This window comes from Arcobacter venerupis (genome assembly GCF_013201665.1).
GTDB lineage: Bacteria > Campylobacterota > Campylobacteria > Campylobacterales > Arcobacteraceae > Aliarcobacter > Aliarcobacter venerupis.
Genome location: NZ_CP053840.1, coordinates 723,957 through 741,400, shown reverse-complemented (window position 1 = coordinate 741,400; position 17,444 = coordinate 723,957). Strand labels below are relative to the sequence as shown.

Genomic DNA, 17,444 nt, shown 5'->3' with positions numbered 1-17,444 from the left:
TAATATATGGATATTTTACCAGCGATTGATTTAAAAGATGGAAAAGCTGTAAGACTAAGTAAAGGATTGATGAATAGTGCAAAAATCTATTCAGATGAACCATGGCAAGTTGCTAAAAGATTTGAAGAGTTAGGTTCAAAATGGGTTCATATTGTTGATTTAAATGGTGCATTTGCAGGAAAACCAGCAAACTTAGAGCAAATAAAAAAAATCAGAGAAAACTGTAATCTTAAAATCGAACTTGGTGGTGGAATTAGAGATGAAGAGACTATCAAAATGTATGTTGAACTTGGAGTTGATAGATTAATTTTAGGTTCAATTGCTGTTAAAAATCCACAATTTGTAAAAGATATGGCTGCAAAGTATCCAATCGCTGTTGGAATTGATGCTATGAATGGAATGGTAGCCGTTGAGGGTTGGGCAGAAGTTTCAACTATGAAAGCAACTGATTTAGCTCAAGAGTTTGCAAATGCAGGTGTTCTTGCAATTATTTGTACAGATATAAGTAAAGATGGAATGCTTTGTGGTGTAAATGTTGAATTTACTGAATCAATTGCTCTTGCTTCAAATGTTGACACAATCGCAAGTGGTGGGGTTAAAGATATAAATGACATCATAAATTGTAAAGCAAATGGAAATATTGCGGGTGTAATTGTTGGGAAAGCCTTTTACGAAGGAACACTTGATTTAGAAGAAGCATTTAAAGTTCTAGAAAACTAATAATAAATGTGCCTTGTAATCTCTCTCGTATTTTTAGCCTTAGCATATACCTTTTTTCAAGATGGAAATATGCAAGGCTTTTATATAAATCTATTTATTGCTTTATTTTTTATTTTATTAATGACAAGAAATATTATAAAATCAAAAAAATTATAAATTATTTAAAGATAATTATATTCTTCAAGTCTTATTTTATGGCTATTTATAGCATTTAAAATTTATAAATTTATTTTAAAAACTCTATACATAAAAATTATTTTATGATATTATAATTTAAATGATTTATAAAGGCTATTTGATGAACTCTAACAAAAAAATAACTATTATAATTTTTACAATGGTTACTATATTAACCATTGTAATAGTAGCATTAGTTGCTTTAGGCTCTAGACAAACTGGTTATGATAGCGCTAAAAAAAGAGCTTATTTAACTGCTGATATAGTCAAAAAATCTCTTACATCTCACATGATTAATGGAAATATGAATCAAAGAGATATATTTTTAGATAGTATTGCACAATTAAAAGAAGTAAACGATTTATGGATAATTAGATCAAAAACTGTTAGCAATCAATTTGGCACATCAAATATTGGTAATGAAATTCCTAAAGATTCAATTGATGAAGAAGTTCTAAGAACAGGAAAAGAAAAAGTAATTATAAATGAATCATTAAGAGATGCCTCATTAAGAATTACAATACCTTACACAGCATCATCACTTGATAAACCAAATTGTTTATCTTGCCATGATGCAAAAGAAGGGGAAGTTTTAGGAGCTATATCTTTAAAATTTGATATTCAAGATGATAGAATTTCAAGTATTGCTATTTTATTAAATGTTATTGCAATAATCTCTCTTTTCTTAATTTTTATTTTGATTTATATTAGTAAAAAAATCAAACCTTATACAAGTTCTTTTGATGCTATTACTGAAGTTTTAAAACAAGTTCATGATGGTGATTATTCAGTTCGTGCAAAAGAAGGTGTTTTGAAAGAGGATAAAGAGGCTTCTTTATGGTTAAATGAAATTATAGAAAAACTTGAAACTGTATTAACAGGAATTGAAAAGAATTTAACTTCGTTTGTTCATAATAGAAATTCAAATGTTAATAATGATAAATTACTAACAGCTCAAGAGATAATAGAAGATATTTCTGAAATTTATAATTACAAAAAAACTATAGAAACAGACTTAACAAAAGATGATATTTATTATAGATTAATACAAGTTTTAAAAGATAAATTATTAATAAAATCTTTTTATATTTTTGAAAATGATTTAATAAAAGATGAAAGAACCATAATCTATTCTACAAAAGATTCAAAACCTTGTTGTAATATTTTAAGAAATGTAAAAGAACAATGTCGAGCAGAAAGAACAGATACAATTGTTTTATCAGAAAATTTCCCAGAAATATGTAGAGTTGCAACTTGTAAAAATTGTACAGATTATATTTGTATTCCCTTTTTAATAAGTGAACAAAAAAGTGTAACTATTCATATTTTATGTGATAATGAAGAGTGTCTTAAACACATCAAATATCAAATTGGAATAATAAAAAAATATCTTGAAGAGACTAAACCTATTTTAGAAAGTAGAATGTTAATGGATGTTCTACGAGAAAGAAACTTAGTTGATGGATTAACAGGTCTTTATAATAGAAAATATTTAGATGAATTTATTGATAAAAAAATGCCTCATGAATTAGCACAAGGTATAACATATGCTGTAATGTTCTTAGATATTGACTATTTTAAAATGGTTAATGATACATATGGACATGATGCAGGAGATGCAATTTTACAAAAACTTTCATCAACAATGAAAGCTTCTATTACTGAAAATGAATTTATCATTAGATTTGGTGGGGAAGAGTTCTTAATTATAATGAAAAATCCAACAATTGAAAGTGCAAAAGAACTTGCAACAAAAATTAATCAAGAGTTTGCAAAACTTGTCTATACATTCAATAATGAATCATTTAGTAAAACTGTAAGTATTGGTTATGCTTTCTTCCCAACAGATACAGATCAAATCTGGAAATGTATAAAATATGCTGATTTATGCCTTTATAAAGCTAAAGAGACTGGAAGAAATAAAGTTATAAGATTTACTAAAGATTTATTAAAAGATACAGACAAAGATAATTATTAAAGTTTTAACCTGCATATAAAATGCAGGTTTTAAACTAAAATTTCCTGCTCTATACACCATCTTTTTAAAGAATTATATAATCCCATTGAAAGACTGTTCTTTTTACAAAACTCATCAAAATATTCCAGTGATTTTTCCAGTTTATTTCCAAGACAATATTTAGCTAAGTCAACAACTTCAATTTTTCCATAACACCAAACACCCATTGGATTATCTTTTGTTATGATTACATCTTGTGCAAATATATAAGATTCTGTAACAACTGCTTTTTCCTCTATTCTTGGCAATTTTTTAGAGTCACTTGTTTTTTCATTTGGCCAGTTTTGTCTTTTTTGCCAAAAATCACTTGTGTATCTTTTTTCTAATGAATAAAACTCTTTGCCTACTTTTGAGAATTTATCAAAAATAAATTGCACCCTACTTTTATAAAAATCAATTGCTACTTTTTGTTCGATTTCACTTTTATTTATAATTGTATTAATTACATAAGGAGCAATACTTGACATACTCATAGCTTGAAAAGCTCCATTTCCTGAAAGTGGGTCAATACTTGATGCACTATCTCCTATTAGAATCATTTTAGTGTTGATTATCTCTTTATGGATTTTACTAAATGAATCTCTTTTTACAATTTTATCAACTGGTTTTGCATTTTGTAAACTCCAAAATTCTGCTTTTTGCTCTTTTAATATTTTTAATAATTCATCAAAATCATTTATTTTTACTGCTAACTCTTCATCACAAGTAAATTGGATATAACCTTTTTTATTTCCAACATAAGCTTGCCAAATCCAACCATCTTTTGTTGAATCAATAGAAGTTCTATTTTGTGATAAATTATCCATCTCTAACTCTTGAAGAAGTGAAAAACTTTTTGGGCCAGAGAGATATTCATCTTTGAAAGGAGTAAATCTTCCTCTAGCATCAACTACAAAATCAGCACTTATTTCTATTTTTTTTTCATCTATTTTATAGGTAATTTTTGGTTTTTCTTCACTACAATCAACTGCACCTATTACTCTTGATTCTATTAATTCAATACTATTATCTTTTGCATCTTTAAGTAAAGCTTCATCTAAATTGGCACGGCAAACTACATATTCATAATTTACATTTTTTGAATTACTTGCCCAGTTTGAATTTCTCATTGATTGCTCTTTTAAAAGTAAAGATGCTTTTAGGCAAGAACTAGAGATTAATCCATCTTTTGTTTTTTCACTAAATCCCTCATAAGCTATAAAAGGTCTTGGTTTATAAAAAATCTTTACATTAAATCCAAGTTTTTTAAGGCCAATTGCTGTTGTAACTCCTGCAATTCCAGCTCCTAAAACTAATATTGTTTTATTTTGATTCATTTTTACAACCTTTTTTTATTTCAGTTAAAATCTCTTCTTTACTTAAATCTTTTTGCAATTTCTCACAAAAATATTTTGTAAATATTGCAACGGCAACACTTGAACCTCCAACACCCTCAACCTTTGAAAAAGGATTCGCTCCAAAAAGTGATTTTTCTAAATCTATACAACTAATTTCATTCTCTTGGCACTTTCCATCAGAAGTTACACTGATTACCTCATCATAAGAAGCTGGAAATACAAAATCAGATCCACTTCTTGGGAAAGAGGAGATAATTATTACACCTTTTGAATTTAGTTTTTTACATAAATCTTCAATCTCTTTATAGTTTGTTTTAAGTCCTAAACTCATATTTATAACATCTACTTTTTTATCCAAAAGATAAGTTAAAGCTCCAATTATATGAGAGGGTGTTGTTCTTAGATTTTCATCAAATACTTGAATATCATATAGTTTTATATTTTCATTAGAAGATATTATTTCACCTATAACATCTCCATGTTTGTATTTAATTTCATTTTGAGTTGTTGTGATAATTTTATTATTTTCAACTTTTATTGCAAGCTTTTCATAGGTTTCAAAGCTGCAACCACTATCTATTAAAGCTACAAAAATATCCTTAGGCATTTTGATACTCTTTTAAATCTTGATTTTCCAATAAATAAACTTTTTCAAAATTATTTAACATATTAAGATGATGAGTAATAGCAATAATAGTTGAATTTGGAAAAAGTTTTGTGATATTTTCATAAAACCAAAGAGTATCTTTTTCATCTATTGAAGAGGTGAATTCATCGAGTATTATCACTTTTGGTTTTAATAAAATTATTCTAGATAGTGCAATTCTTTGTTTTTGTCCACCAGAAATATTATCACCTGATTCATAAATATTTGTATCAAGTGCATCTTTTAAATTTTCAAACCAAGAATTCATGCCTGTTAATTTTAGAGCAGATATAAGTTCTTCATCACTTGCATCTATTTTTGCTAAAAGTAGGTTTCCTTTTAAAGTATCATCAAAGATTATCGGCGTTTGCTCTAGTTTTACAATATAGTTTGAGAAGTTTGAATAATCATTTTTTCCTATTTCTTCATTTCCTAATAATATAGTTCCATTTTGTGCACTTTGTAAACCACAAAGTAAATCTCCAAAGGTACTTTTTCCTGCTCCATTTTTACCTATAATTGCAATTTTGCTATTCTCTTTTATCTTTAAATTTAACTTATTAAATATTTGATTATTGCCATATGAAAAACTCAAATCTTTTATACTAATATCATAATTAACTGTTTTTAACATCTCTGTTTTTTCATCTTTTGGTAATATTTCTAAAACTCTATTTAGACTCACTTTTACTTTTGGAAGATTATTCATAACTCCTAAAATTGTATGTACAGGAGCTAATATCATTCCAAAATATGTTAAAAAGGCCATTAATTCACCAAGTTTTAACTCATTTGTAATAGTTAAATATCCTCCATAAGAGATAATAATTGTTTTTCCAAGTAAGGAAATAAGTGCTGGAACTTGTGTGAAAATTAGATTTAATTTTTTGTTTTTGATTACAACTTTTTTGTAATCCTCTTGAATAACATCAAGTTTTGAAATTGTCATTTGTTTTGCACCAAGATTTTTTAGAACTAAAATATATCTAAAACTCTCAATAAAAAATTTACCAATATTTGAAGTACTCTCTCTTATATTTTTTGTACTGTCATGCATATATGGATAAAGGGGCTTTAAGCAAAAAAATTCTATTGGCAAAAAAATTAAAATAAGTATCATTAGTTTTATATTATATGAATAGATAATAAATGAGATAAATACAAGACTAATGATAGTTGAAAATATTGCAAACAATGAATCAGTATAAAATCTTTGAAGTTCACTAATATCACCTTGAACTCTCGACATTAAATCAGCTGAATGGTATTTTGTCATAAAACTTTTATTATGCAAAAAGAGTTTATTAAACACAATTTTTCTAAATTTAAATAAAATATTCATAGAGTTTGAAGTGTAATATATTTCATTTACACTACTAATAACCATACTAAAAATTGTCAAAAAAAATGAAATTGTTACTAATATAACTAATTGATTTAAATTTGAAGCTAATATTGCATCATCGATTATATGTTGCATAATAAATGGCTGTAAAACTGCACCTAAAGATACAAGAATCGAAAAAAAGAAGATAATAATAAATCCTCTCTTATTTTCTTTTAAGAGAGGATAAATTGTATTTTTAAACATATTGCTTTTAATCACTATTTAGTTTTAAACACTTGAAGAGCAGCTGAACCCATATCGCCTGTTAATTTGATATTACCTAGTTTTTCCAATGTATTTGCATCATAAACAGAAATATCATTTAAACAACCACCAAGATATAATTTTTCTCCATCCATTGATGGAACAACACTATAATATGTATGGTCTGTAACAACTCTTTTTAACACTTTTTGCTCTTTTAAATCAAATTTTGTTAAATCATTTAAAACCCCATATAAGATATTTTGATCTTTTGGACTTCTAATTGCTGTAAACATCAAAGTTTCATATTCTGAAATTTCTTGTTGAATTATTTCTCCTGTATTTAAATCAACACTTGTAATTCCCCAATATGTAGTTCCTTCTTCATCAGATGGATTTTTTGGATTATCATATTTCACTGTTGCATATAAAGCTGTTAAATCTCCTGTTTGTTGACCTATTATATAGTTTGCAGCAGAATCTAAATCACTAAACCCCTCTTTCCCCCATTTAACTATTTTTTTTGCAACTTTTATATCACCACTATTTGGATTTACTTTATATAAATCAGAACCAACCACATAAACTGTTCCATCTTTTCCAGTTGAAACAACTGTTGTTTGTCTTGGCATCTCAAAACTTTTAACTGGTTTTGCACCAATTCCATCAGCTACATTGTAAACTGAAAAATATGGAGGTAAAACTTTATATCTATCATTTAGCATTTCTGTTCTATTATAAATTGCATAAACTTTTGTTCCATCTTCATTAACTGATAAACCAAATAAAGATTTTGCTCTAATATTTCCTTGAGTTAAAGAAGTATGAAATACTTTTTTACAAGTTTCTATTTCATATCCACCAATTTCTTCACCATATTCACCTAAAACAAATGCAACTTTATTATTTGGAGATAATACTATTGCTCCGGGAGAAAATGCTTCATCTATTTTACACTCATTTATCATTTCATTTTTTTCTAAATCTACTAAAACTATATTATTTGGTCTTGTAACAGTAACCAAATAATTATGATTTGATTTTAATTCAACATTTGCTGCATTAAGATTTGTACTTAAACTTGAAGATAAAATTAGTGAAAAGCTTAACAATCCTAAACCACTTTTTATAAATTTCTTATTTAACATATTATCAACCTTTTTACTTATATTTTTGGATATACATTATCTAGTTCTCGCCAACTATCTTTTGATGATGGAGCTTTATCAGCCCATTTTTTATAACTAGAAGATGTATCTGGAACTTGGGTTGGCCACCAACAAGGATCCGAACAACCGTATAAATCTGCCTCTAAAGGTTGACATAAACTTGCAACTCCTCCATCGCTATCAACTTCCCATCCTGGGTCAAATGTAGTTACGCAACCTACAATACTTGACATTGCAATAACTTCATCAGTAGTTCCTTCTTTTATTGCATCATCAAAAAGCTTTGCTTTTGGTGTTATTGGTTTTAAATGTTTCATTTTTATTCCTTTATTTAAAATATTTTGTAAAGAATTCTGGATTCCCAGCTTGAATTCTAATATATGCTTCTACTGCAAAATCAATCCAGTTTCTCATATCATCACAATAGTGTAATACTGATTTTTCTGGTGTTCCATACTTTATATAACTCTCATGATAACAACCACCAGCACATAAATTTCTAATTCTACAAGTTTGGCAATTTGTATCTTTTTCATTTGCTCTTTTTTCTAAAAAAGTACCTAAAGCTAATTTATCAAGTCCTTTTTCGATGTTTCCAAATGATGGATAATCAGAACCTGTAAATCTATGGCATAAATCAATATCACCTTTGTATGAAACAGAAAGTAATCCAACTCCTGCTCCACAAGGTAATTTTTTCTTTCTTCCCTCATGAATATCAATTACAGTTCTATGTAAATTTGAAAAACCATTAAAATTGCCTTTAATAGCCTCTTTTATATAATCTTCACCTAGCTCTTTAAATCCAGAGAAAACCTTTGCTAAATCATTATCTGATAAATTGTAAAAATCACTATCTCCTGAAGTAACTGGTGCAAAACCTACTTCTTTAAAATTTAAATCATGTCTTAAATGATTCCAAATTGTTGGAATATCCGTTACTCCTTTTGTAAGAGTTACCCTTGCGCCAACTGTTCTATTTTTATAAATAGAGAGTAATTTAGCTACATTTTTAACAACTTTTTCGTAACTTCCTTTTCCATTTTCATAAACTCTTGTTTTATTATGTAAAGCTTCTGGTCCATCAATACTAACTGTTAAATCAACTCTACTATCATGAAGATAATGAATTATCTCTTCAGTTAGTAGTGTTGCATTCGTTGTCATTGAATAACCGATTTTTAAATCTTTACTTTCAAAAAACTCATTTGCATAAGCAATAATTTCTTTTATTAAAGGCAAATTACTAATAGGTTCTCCACCAAAAAAAGTAATTGAATACTCTTTTAAATGTGGTGATTCTTTATAAAACATATCAATAGCACTTTTTGCTATTTCAAATGTCATTTGTCCACCATTTTTTAAAGAAGTTAAATCTGCTTTATAACAATATGTACAACTAAGATTACATCCAGATGTCACATTTAAAATCAAAGCTTTTGCAGGGAATTTTTCGATTTTTGTATCTTCTACTTTTGCGAAAAATTTCCCACCTAAAATATTTAACTCTTTAAACTCTTCAACTATTTCTTGGTCATATTTAAAAATCTCTTCATTATTTTCTATTTGTTTCAACAGTTTTGAACTCTCAGGTGAGAGTTCAAATACCGATGAAGTTGGAATATGAAATAGAAACTCTTTTGAATCAACATTTAAAATGTGATAATTAGTTTTTATTAAACTATAATTATTAATACTCATAATAGACTCTTAGTTAATTGGTGGATTTACAAATTTAGGAACTGTTACAATCATATGAGATTTTTCACTTAACTCAACATTACCATCTTTATATGTTGCAACCACACTTATATTTCCTGCATTATTTGTCATCAATTTTCTTTTTTCATTAGGTCCAGATATATTTGGTGTAAATTTCCCTGTTTTTTCATCTATTTGACCAACATAATCTAAATCTTTATCTTCAACAGCTTGTTCATCAAAGGCTTCTAAATGCCAAGTTGCAGGTATTACACCTAATTCAACATCATCATCTGTTCCTTTTTTCCCATCTTTTCCATTTAAATATCCAATTGCTTCAAAAGTTGCATACTCTTTTAAAATTTTATCTTTACCTTCATCTCCACCAATTCTTGAAATTGCATAATCAGGAGTCACTTTTATATAATCAACTTTATCATATACAGCTAAACTATTTTTAAATATTTTTGCTCCAATTGAAGTACTTCCATCAAAAGTTTTTACATTTTTATTTGCAATAACATCTAATACAATTTCATTATCTGTATGTTTAATAGTGCTTAAAACTTTTAAAGTACTTGGTAATTTAACATTTCCAGATAAATTTGTACCAACTATTGAAAGAGTAGCTTTTTCTCCAGCTTTTACAGCTTTTGGATAAACTGCTAATAAAGTTGTCTCTTTTGAGTCTTTTGCTTTTCCTACTAAAGTTGAACCATTTTCAGGATGAAGTGATTCAAACATTCTTCCTTCAAAACTATTTGTTTTTGGATTTATATGTAAAATTTGTCTATATTTAACCCCATTTACTGTAAAAGAAGCTCTTAGTTCACTTTCCCCATAAATAACAGCTATTCCTCTTGCTTTGTACTCTTGTCCTGAAGCATATTTATAATCCATAAGCATTGCATAAGATTCATCTGTACTTTTTATTAGTGTTAAAACAGCTGTAAAATCACCAAGTATTGGAGTATGTCCATATGTAATCCATTTTTTAGGTAATTCATAATTTTTTACAGATTTTTTGTATTTGTCAAATTTTGCTTTATCTTTTCCAAAATTTTCTTCTAAATATGGAACTACTTCATTTTGAGCTACACCAAACCAATCTCTATCTCTTGCTTGTGCTTGAACCTCAAAAGAAGGGAATTGTGCAACATGATAATTTACTAAACTATTCCATTCATTTGCAGTTCTTCTTTGAAGTCCAATTCTAGCTTCAGAGTGACATCTAACACACATTTCAGTTAAAAGGTCATCTTTACCTTCTTCTTGAACATTTGGTGTTTTATCTAATACATAAGAGTAAGGTTTTATTTCATCTGGTGTTAAACCTTGATAATCAGAAAGATATTTAATTACATTTGTTTCTTCATCTCTTGTAATTGATAAACCATGTTCCCTTTGCATTCTTTTAACAGTCATATACCAACCCTCAGGTGTTTTTCTTTGGTCAGATATTCTGCTTAAACCATCGTCTAAATTGCCCACGTGACAGGCAGTACATTTACTATTTATAATCTCTTTTCCTATTTGTGCATCAATTGCAAACAATGGTAATGAAGATAATAAAGCTCCAAGTCCAATTTTAGATAATCTTTTATAGTTCAAGATTTGCTCCTCATATAAAATTTTCTTACACTATTTAGTTTCTTGTAAGTGTCTGTCGAATTATAGATTCATAAGTTTTATTTGTATAGTAAAAAAACGACAAATCTGTATATTTTATATACAATTATTTTGTTTTATTAATTACTATATTAAGTAATAAATGTTAGAATTCAATTAATTAAAAAGGATTAAATATTGTTTAGTTTTAAAACATTCGAACCACATATAGAATTACAAAAATGGATAAAATCATATTGGATTGTTAACTATCAAAAAATAAATTTTAATAACATTCAAGAGAAAATAGTTATTCCATATGATAATGTATGTTTACTATTTGTAATTGATACTTCAAATTCAATTACTTCAAGTAAAACAGGGATATATGTTTGTCCACCAACAATGAACAAGCAAATTCTAAAATTTAATGAAAATATATACTATATTGATATTTCTTTATATCCAGGAGTTTTTTATAAGCTATTTGGAATTCCTGTTTCCCAATTGGAAGATAGAATTTATGAAATAAATGAACTATCTTTAGATTTTGATTTATCAATACTTGAAATTTTACATGATTTAAAAGAGAATATTCATAGCACTGTTAACTATCTAAATAATTACTTCTTTAAAATTTTCAGCAATATTAATGAAGATTCTATTTTAATGAATATATACCAACTAACAAAAAATTGTAATTTAGATACTTTTTATCAACAAAATAGATTATCAATAAGACAAGTTCAAAGAAAAGTTAAAGAATTTACAGGAGTAACACCAAAAGATATTCAAAGAATAAATAGATTTTACAATACATTAAAAACTATAAAAATCAATAAAAATCTTCTAGATTTTGGAAATATTGCAACGGAAAACAACTTTTATGATCAATCATCTTTTATAAAAGAATTCAAATTTTTTACGGGATTTACACCTAAACAATTTTTAGAAAATTCTGATAATTTTCTTCAATATAGATGTAATATCTTCTCTTAGATATAAAATATTCTCTCTTATATTTTAAGAGAGAATAAATTTTTACTTACTTAATTCTAAATACTTGTAGAGTTCCAGCACCAACATCACCCTCAGGTAATTTAATAGTTTCAATTTTTTCCAAAGTATCTGGATTATAAACTGCAATATCGTTAAATGTTCCACCTAAATAGATTTTAGAAGCATCAGTTGCAAAATTTATACAATAATAAGAGTGGTCTAAATATACTCTTTTTAAAACTTTTTGATTTTTTCTATCAAATTTTGTTAAATCTGTTAAAACTCCATATAAAAGATTTGTATCTTTTGGATGAGTCATACCTGTAAACATTACACTTTCAAGTGGAGCAAAATCTTCTTGAACTATCTCATTTGTTTTTAAATCAACTCTTGTTGCTCCCCAAACAAGTTGGGCTTCATTCATATCCATTTTATCATTTGGAAATTTTGCAGCTGTGTACATAAGTAAAAATTCTTTTGATACATTTCCTATTGGCCACATTGCTAAAACATCAGCTGAAGAGTAATTTACCTTATCCCAATTTCTTAATTTTGCAGCTATTGTAAACTCTTTTTTTTCTGGGTCGATTTTATAAATATTTGAACCAGAAGCATATAATGTTCCATCATCAGCGGTTGCCATAACTGTTATTTGTCTTGGCGCTTTAAAACTATCAACTGGTTTTGCTTCCAATCCATCAGCCGTGCTAAATGTTTTAAATACAGGATCTAAAACTTTATATCTATCATTTAGCATTTGTGTGGGATTAGAAATAGTATAGAGTTTTTTTCCATCTGTACTTAATGTAAATGAAAAAATCGACATTGCTCGTACATTATCATAAGATAATTTTGCTCTAAAGAAATTTTCACAACTATTTAAATCATATCCATATATTGCACCCCAAGTATCTTGTAAAACATAAGCTTTAGTTCCATCAGGAGAAATCATCATTCCTCCACTCATATAATCACCTTGTAATTTACAAGTTTTTAAAACTTTATTTGTAGTTGAATCAACTATATGTAACTCATTTTTTCTACTTACTGTTGCTAAATAATCTCTATTTTTTTCTAGTTTTTTCTGAGTATCATTAGTGGGAGTTGTTGGTTGAGTTAAACTACAACCACTAATAAATATACTTAAAACTAATGATGTTAATATTGAAACTTTTTTCATTTTAAAACCTCTTATTTATCAGTTATTGGGAAAACTGAATTTAGTTCTCTCCAATCTTTTGAACTTGCAGGTGCTTTTGAACTCCAACCTGGATTATTCATAGTATCAGGAACTTGTGTTGGCCACCAACAAGGATCAGAACATCCATATAAATCTGACTCCATTGGTTGACAAAGACCTGCAACTCCACCAAAAGCATCTACTTCCCAACCTGGATCAAATGTAGAGGTACATCCAACAATGCTCGACATTGCAACAACTTCTTTTTCCCGTCCTTCTTTTATAGATTTATTTAACAAATCTGCTTTTGGATTTAAAGGTTTAAATAAGCCCATTTACGTCTCCTTTTTCTTCTTTAAAATATAAACTAAAAAACTCTGGATTATTATTTCTGATTTTTGCATAGGCATATAATCCAAAATCAATCCAATCTCTCATAATATCGCAGTAGTGTAAAACTGCTTTTGTAGGATCGTTGTATCTAATATAACTTTCATGGTAACATCCACCTGCACAAAGATTTCTAATATGACAAGTTGAACAATCTCCATCTTTTGTATTTAATCTTTTTTCTATAAAGTTTGATAATTTTGGTTTATCAAGCCCTATTTTTACATTTCCAAAATTACCAAAATCGCTTCCTGTAAATCTATGGCATAAATCAAAACTACCTTCATGGCTTACAGATAATAATCCAACTCCCGCACCACAAGGAAGTTTTTTCTTTCTTCCTGCATGAATGTCACCTAGTAATCTATGAATATTTGAAAAGCCATTAAATTCACCTTGTAGTGCTGAATCTATATATTTTTCACCCATTAATTTAAACTCATTAAAAACTTTTATAAGCTCATGCTCACTTAAATTAAATATTGCATTATCACTTGCAGTTGCAGGTGCAAAACCAACTTCTGCAAATTTTAAATCATTAAATAGATGATTCCAAATCTCTTCAATTTGAGTTACACCTCTAGTTAGTGTTACTCTTGCACCAATTGGTCTGTCTGAATACATACTTAAAAGTAGTTCTACTTTTTTTCTTACTGCATCATAACTTCCAGTTCCTGCGTTTGTAAGTCTTGTTTTATTGTGAATCTCTTTGGGACCATCTATACTTATCGTTACACCAAATTTATTTTCTTGTAAAAAAGTTATAATCTCTTTTGTCAATAATGTTCCATTTGTTGTAATAGTAAAATCTACCATCGCTTTTTTTTCTTTGAAAAACTCAACTGCATAAGAAGTTACATCTTGAATTAATTTAAAATTACTTAAAGGTTCTCCTCCAAAAAAAGTTACATTATAAATTTTTTGATTAGGCGCACCTTCATATAAATGTTCTATTGCTTTTGAAGCTGTTTCAAAAGTCATATTTCCACTATTACTTAATGTTTCTAAATCTGCTTTATAACAATAAGTACAACTTAGATTGCAGCCTGATGCCACATTCAAAATTAAAGTTGTTGCTGGAAAATTTTTAACTTCTATATATTTTTGTTTCTCTTCTTTTCCAATAATATTTAGTTTTTCAAGTTCAATTAACTCTTCTTTTGAAAAATCAGTTATTTTAACTATTTCACTATTTAATCTATTTATTAATTTTTCATTTGTTTCATCAAGTTCAAAAAGTGAAGTTGTAGGAACATGAAAAAGTAAATTTTCACTACTGTTTCTAACAATTCTGTAGTTTTGTTTATTTATTTTTAATTCATTATTACTCATAATTAACTCCTAATTAATTGGAGGATTTACCCATTTTTGAACTGTTACCATCATATGAGTATCTGCTTTAAAAGTTTCAGCTCCATCTTTATAACTTGCAACTACTTTTATATTTCCAGCATTGTTTGTTTGGAATTTTCTTTTTGGATTTGGCCCTGCAAATGAAGGAATGAATCTTCCACTAAAGGCATCTATTGTTCCTACATATTTAACATCTTCATCTTCTTTTGCTCTTTCATCAAAGGGTTCAATACTCCATTTTGCATCTACTTTTCCGATGTTTATATCATCAGTTGTTCCAATTTTGCCATCCATTCCAGCTAATAATCCATAGGCTTCAAAAATTGCATGTTGTTTTGGCATAAAACCTCCACCATCACCAACTCTTGAGATTGCATAACTTGGCATTACTTTCAAAGTATCAATTTTTTTATAAACAGTTAATTTATTTTCAAATATTTTAGAGTTAATATTTAAATCAATTTGTTTAACATCATATTTAGAACTTGCTTTTACCTCTAATACAATTTTATTTGCTGATTGTTCGATTATTTTATTGATTTTTAAACCATCAGATAATTTGATATTTTTATTCAAATTAGTTCCAACAATAGTAATAATTTCAGAAGTTCCAGCTTTTACAGAAAGAGGAGAAATTCCTAAAATTGTAGTTTGTGTATTTGATATTTTTGCCCCATTTACAAAAGCATACTCTTCAGGATGTAATGTTTCAAACATACTTCCACTTAATTCATTAGTATCTGGATTAACTGCAAATATTTGATTATATACAAGCCCATCAACATCAAGTTTTGCTCTAAATTCATATCCACTATAAACTATTGCACTTCCAGTTGCTTTTAACTCTCGTCCATCAACAAAATTTCCATTTAAAGTTAAAGAATAATTATCTTTTGAAGTTTTAGTTAGTTTCATTGTTGCACTAAAATCACCTGAACCTAATTTATGACCAAATAAATTCCAAGTTCCTTCAAAGGCTATTGGTTTTAAGTCAAATTTTTTGTCATTTCCATAGTTTGAAGCTAAATATGGAACAATTTGTTTTTGAGCTATATCAAACCAATCTCTATCCCTTGCTAAGGCTTGATATTCCAAAGTTGGAAATTTTCCTAAATGGAAATTTACTAAATTATCCCATTCAGAACTAGGTCTTCTTTGTAGTCCAACTCTCGCACCACTATGACATCTTGCACACATTTCAACAAATAAAGAGTCTTTAAAATCTTCTTGATAATTTGGTGTTTTTTCTAAAATATATCTAAATGCTTCACTCTCTTCATAATTTAATCCTTGAGTATCAGCTAGGTATTTCACAACACTTTGTTCTTGTTCTTTTGTTAAAACTAAACCATGATCTTTTTGCATTCTATCTACAGTCATAAACCAAGCTTCAGGTGTTTTTCTTTGCTCAGAAATTCTACTTAAACCTTTGGCAGTTGGAGTATGACAGGCAATACATTTTGTGTCAATTATTGTTTTTGCATCTAGATTTGATGCATTTAAACCTACTGTTCCTACCAAAAGACCAATACTAATTTTTAGCACTGAATTTAAACTTTTAGTCTTCAATTTATCTCCTTTATTTCTTTTTATCAACCAAATTGATAAACGAATTATAGAAATAAGAAAAAATAAAGTATAGAAAGAAAACGACATTTCTGTATATTTTATATTCAATATATATATTTATATAATAATTAATTATTTTGAATAAATTTTAGTCATAATTATTCTTTTATTGTAAAAATACGACATAATATGACTAAACTCTATTATTTAGCATATTTATTGAGTTCTTTTTAAACATTTAGTATCTTTAAAAACTTTTATATGATAGATATACTTTGTTTATCTAAAAAGAAGGAATAAAATGAAAAAAATGAAATCAATACTTATTAGTTCTGCACTTATTATGTCAACTATTTCATGTGTTAAAGCAAATGATATAGATACAGTTGTAAACATAACAGGAGCTAGTAACTATTTAGTAAGAGGATTAACTCAAACAAATGATAAAGCTGCATTATTTTTAGAAGGAACAGTTTTATATAATGGATTTTTTACAGGTATTTGGACATCAAATATAGAGTTTGAAGGTGCAGATGGTGATAGAGAAATAGATTTATATGCAGGATATAGCAAAGATTTTTTTGGATTTCAAACAACATTAACGTATACAAGATTTTTATATCCTGATTCAAAAGATATAGCAAATTTAGATGAGGCTGAATTAAAAATTGTTTATCCTATTGATAAATTTTCTATTGGAGGAAAATATATTTTAGGAACTTATGTAGAAAATGATGGTGAAAAATTAGACTATTATGAGGGCTTTACTTCTTATGATTTTGATATTATTACATTAAATGGAAGTGCTGGTTCTTTTGAAGATATGGGCGATAATTTTGTAGTTGGTATTTCTAAAGCATTTGATTTAAGTAAAGGTTCTTTGAATTTAGAGCTACTATATAGTGAGTTTTATTCAGATGATAGTTCAAGTCTTGATCAAGACAATCTTTACGCCAAAATCACTTATTCATTTTAAATAGGATTATA

General features: G+C 27.5%; 15 protein-coding genes. 4 read left to right on the top strand and 11 right to left on the bottom strand.

Annotated elements, in window-relative coordinates; all coding sequences use genetic code 11:
• The first annotated feature begins 6 nt into the window (after positions 1–6).
• Positions 7–720 (top strand): 1-(5-phosphoribosyl)-5-[(5-phosphoribosylamino)methylideneamino]imidazole-4-carboxamide isomerase, encoded by a 714-nt coding sequence (hisA, locus tag AVENP_RS03600; protein ID WP_128357563.1) that lies wholly within the window; start codon positions 7–9, stop codon positions 718–720.
• A gap of 298 nt (positions 721–1,018) precedes the next feature.
• Positions 1,019–2,875 carry a GGDEF domain-containing protein gene (locus AVENP_RS03595; protein ID WP_128357564.1) on the top strand — a complete coding sequence of 619 codons (1,857 nt, stop codon included), beginning with the start codon at positions 1,019–1,021 and terminating at the stop codon, positions 2,873–2,875.
• Between the two features lie 29 nt (positions 2,876–2,904).
• Here the strand turns inward: AVENP_RS03595 and qhpG are convergent, their stop codons facing one another.
• From qhpG to peaA (AVENP_RS03560), 7 genes are read right to left on the bottom strand one after another with little or no spacing between them, the layout of a single operon-like run.
• Positions 2,905–4,230 carry a flavin-dependent monooxygenase QhpG gene (gene qhpG, locus AVENP_RS03590; protein ID WP_128357565.1) on the bottom strand — a complete coding sequence of 442 codons (1,326 nt, stop codon included), beginning with the start codon at positions 4,228–4,230 and terminating at the stop codon, positions 2,905–2,907.
• On the bottom strand, positions 4,217–4,858 hold the full coding sequence (qhpE, locus tag AVENP_RS03585) for a subtilisin-like serine protease QhpE (RefSeq protein WP_128357566.1): 642 nt from the start codon (positions 4,856–4,858) through the stop codon (positions 4,217–4,219). Before qhpE ends, qhpG begins: the two co-directional genes overlap by 14 nt.
• Positions 4,851–6,488, bottom strand: a complete 1,638-nt coding sequence (locus tag AVENP_RS03580) for an ABC transporter ATP-binding protein (RefSeq protein WP_128357567.1) — start codon at positions 6,486–6,488, stop codon at positions 4,851–4,853. The genes qhpE and AVENP_RS03580 overlap by 8 nt, the downstream gene beginning before the upstream one ends.
• Positions 6,489–6,502: 14 nt before the next feature.
• Positions 6,503–7,636, bottom strand: a complete 1,134-nt coding sequence (gene peaD, locus AVENP_RS03575) for a quinohemoprotein amine dehydrogenase subunit beta (RefSeq protein ID WP_128357568.1) — start codon at positions 7,634–7,636, stop codon at positions 6,503–6,505.
• Positions 7,637–7,653: 17 nt separating this feature from the next.
• Positions 7,654–7,974 carry a quinohemoprotein amine dehydrogenase subunit gamma gene (gene qhpC, locus AVENP_RS03570; RefSeq protein WP_128357569.1) on the bottom strand — a complete coding sequence of 107 codons (321 nt, stop codon included), beginning with the start codon at positions 7,972–7,974 and terminating at the stop codon, positions 7,654–7,656.
• Positions 7,975–7,984: 10 nt separating this feature from the next.
• The gene (gene peaB / locus AVENP_RS03565) at positions 7,985–9,358 is read right to left on the bottom strand and encodes a quinohemoprotein amine dehydrogenase maturation protein (RefSeq protein ID WP_128357570.1); all 1,374 of its coding nucleotides are present in this window, start codon (positions 9,356–9,358) and stop codon (positions 7,985–7,987) included.
• Between the two features lie 9 nt (positions 9,359–9,367).
• Complete coding sequence (peaA, locus tag AVENP_RS03560) at positions 9,368–10,969, bottom strand: quinohemoprotein amine dehydrogenase subunit alpha (RefSeq protein WP_128357571.1); 1,602 nt, start codon at positions 10,967–10,969, stop codon at positions 9,368–9,370.
• A 195-nt stretch (positions 10,970–11,164) separates the two neighbouring features.
• Here peaA (AVENP_RS03560) and AVENP_RS03555 point away from each other — a divergent pair, with 195 nt between their 5' ends.
• The gene (locus tag AVENP_RS03555) at positions 11,165–11,965 is read left to right on the top strand and encodes a helix-turn-helix domain-containing protein (protein WP_128357572.1); all 801 of its coding nucleotides are present in this window, start codon (positions 11,165–11,167) and stop codon (positions 11,963–11,965) included.
• Positions 11,966–12,011: 46 nt separating this feature from the next.
• Here AVENP_RS03555 and peaD (AVENP_RS03550) read toward each other — a convergent pair whose 3' ends face one another.
• Genes peaD (AVENP_RS03550) through peaA (AVENP_RS03535) form a run of 4 tightly spaced genes read right to left on the bottom strand, consistent with a single transcriptional unit; the run spans position 12,012 to position 16,457 of the window.
• Positions 12,012–13,145, bottom strand: coding sequence for a quinohemoprotein amine dehydrogenase subunit beta (gene peaD / locus AVENP_RS03550; protein ID WP_128357573.1), 1,134 nt, complete (start codon positions 13,143–13,145; stop codon positions 12,012–12,014).
• A gap of 11 nt (positions 13,146–13,156) precedes the next feature.
• On the bottom strand, positions 13,157–13,480 hold the full coding sequence (gene qhpC, locus AVENP_RS03545) for a quinohemoprotein amine dehydrogenase subunit gamma (protein WP_128357574.1): 324 nt from the start codon (positions 13,478–13,480) through the stop codon (positions 13,157–13,159).
• A complete protein-coding gene (peaB, locus tag AVENP_RS03540; protein WP_128357575.1) occupies positions 13,467–14,867 on the bottom strand; it encodes a quinohemoprotein amine dehydrogenase maturation protein in 1,401 nt (466 codons plus the stop codon). Before peaB (AVENP_RS03540) ends, qhpC (AVENP_RS03545) begins: the two co-directional genes overlap by 14 nt.
• A 9-nt stretch (positions 14,868–14,876) precedes the next feature.
• A complete protein-coding gene (peaA, locus tag AVENP_RS03535; protein WP_172664202.1) occupies positions 14,877–16,457 on the bottom strand; it encodes a quinohemoprotein amine dehydrogenase subunit alpha in 1,581 nt (526 codons plus the stop codon).
• A 301-nt stretch (positions 16,458–16,758) separates the two neighbouring features.
• On the opposite strand from peaA (AVENP_RS03535), the gene AVENP_RS03530 reads away from it, so the two are divergent.
• On the top strand, positions 16,759–17,433 hold the full coding sequence (locus AVENP_RS03530) for a TorF family putative porin (RefSeq protein WP_128357577.1): 675 nt from the start codon (positions 16,759–16,761) through the stop codon (positions 17,431–17,433).
• Positions 17,434–17,444 lie beyond the last annotated feature (11 nt).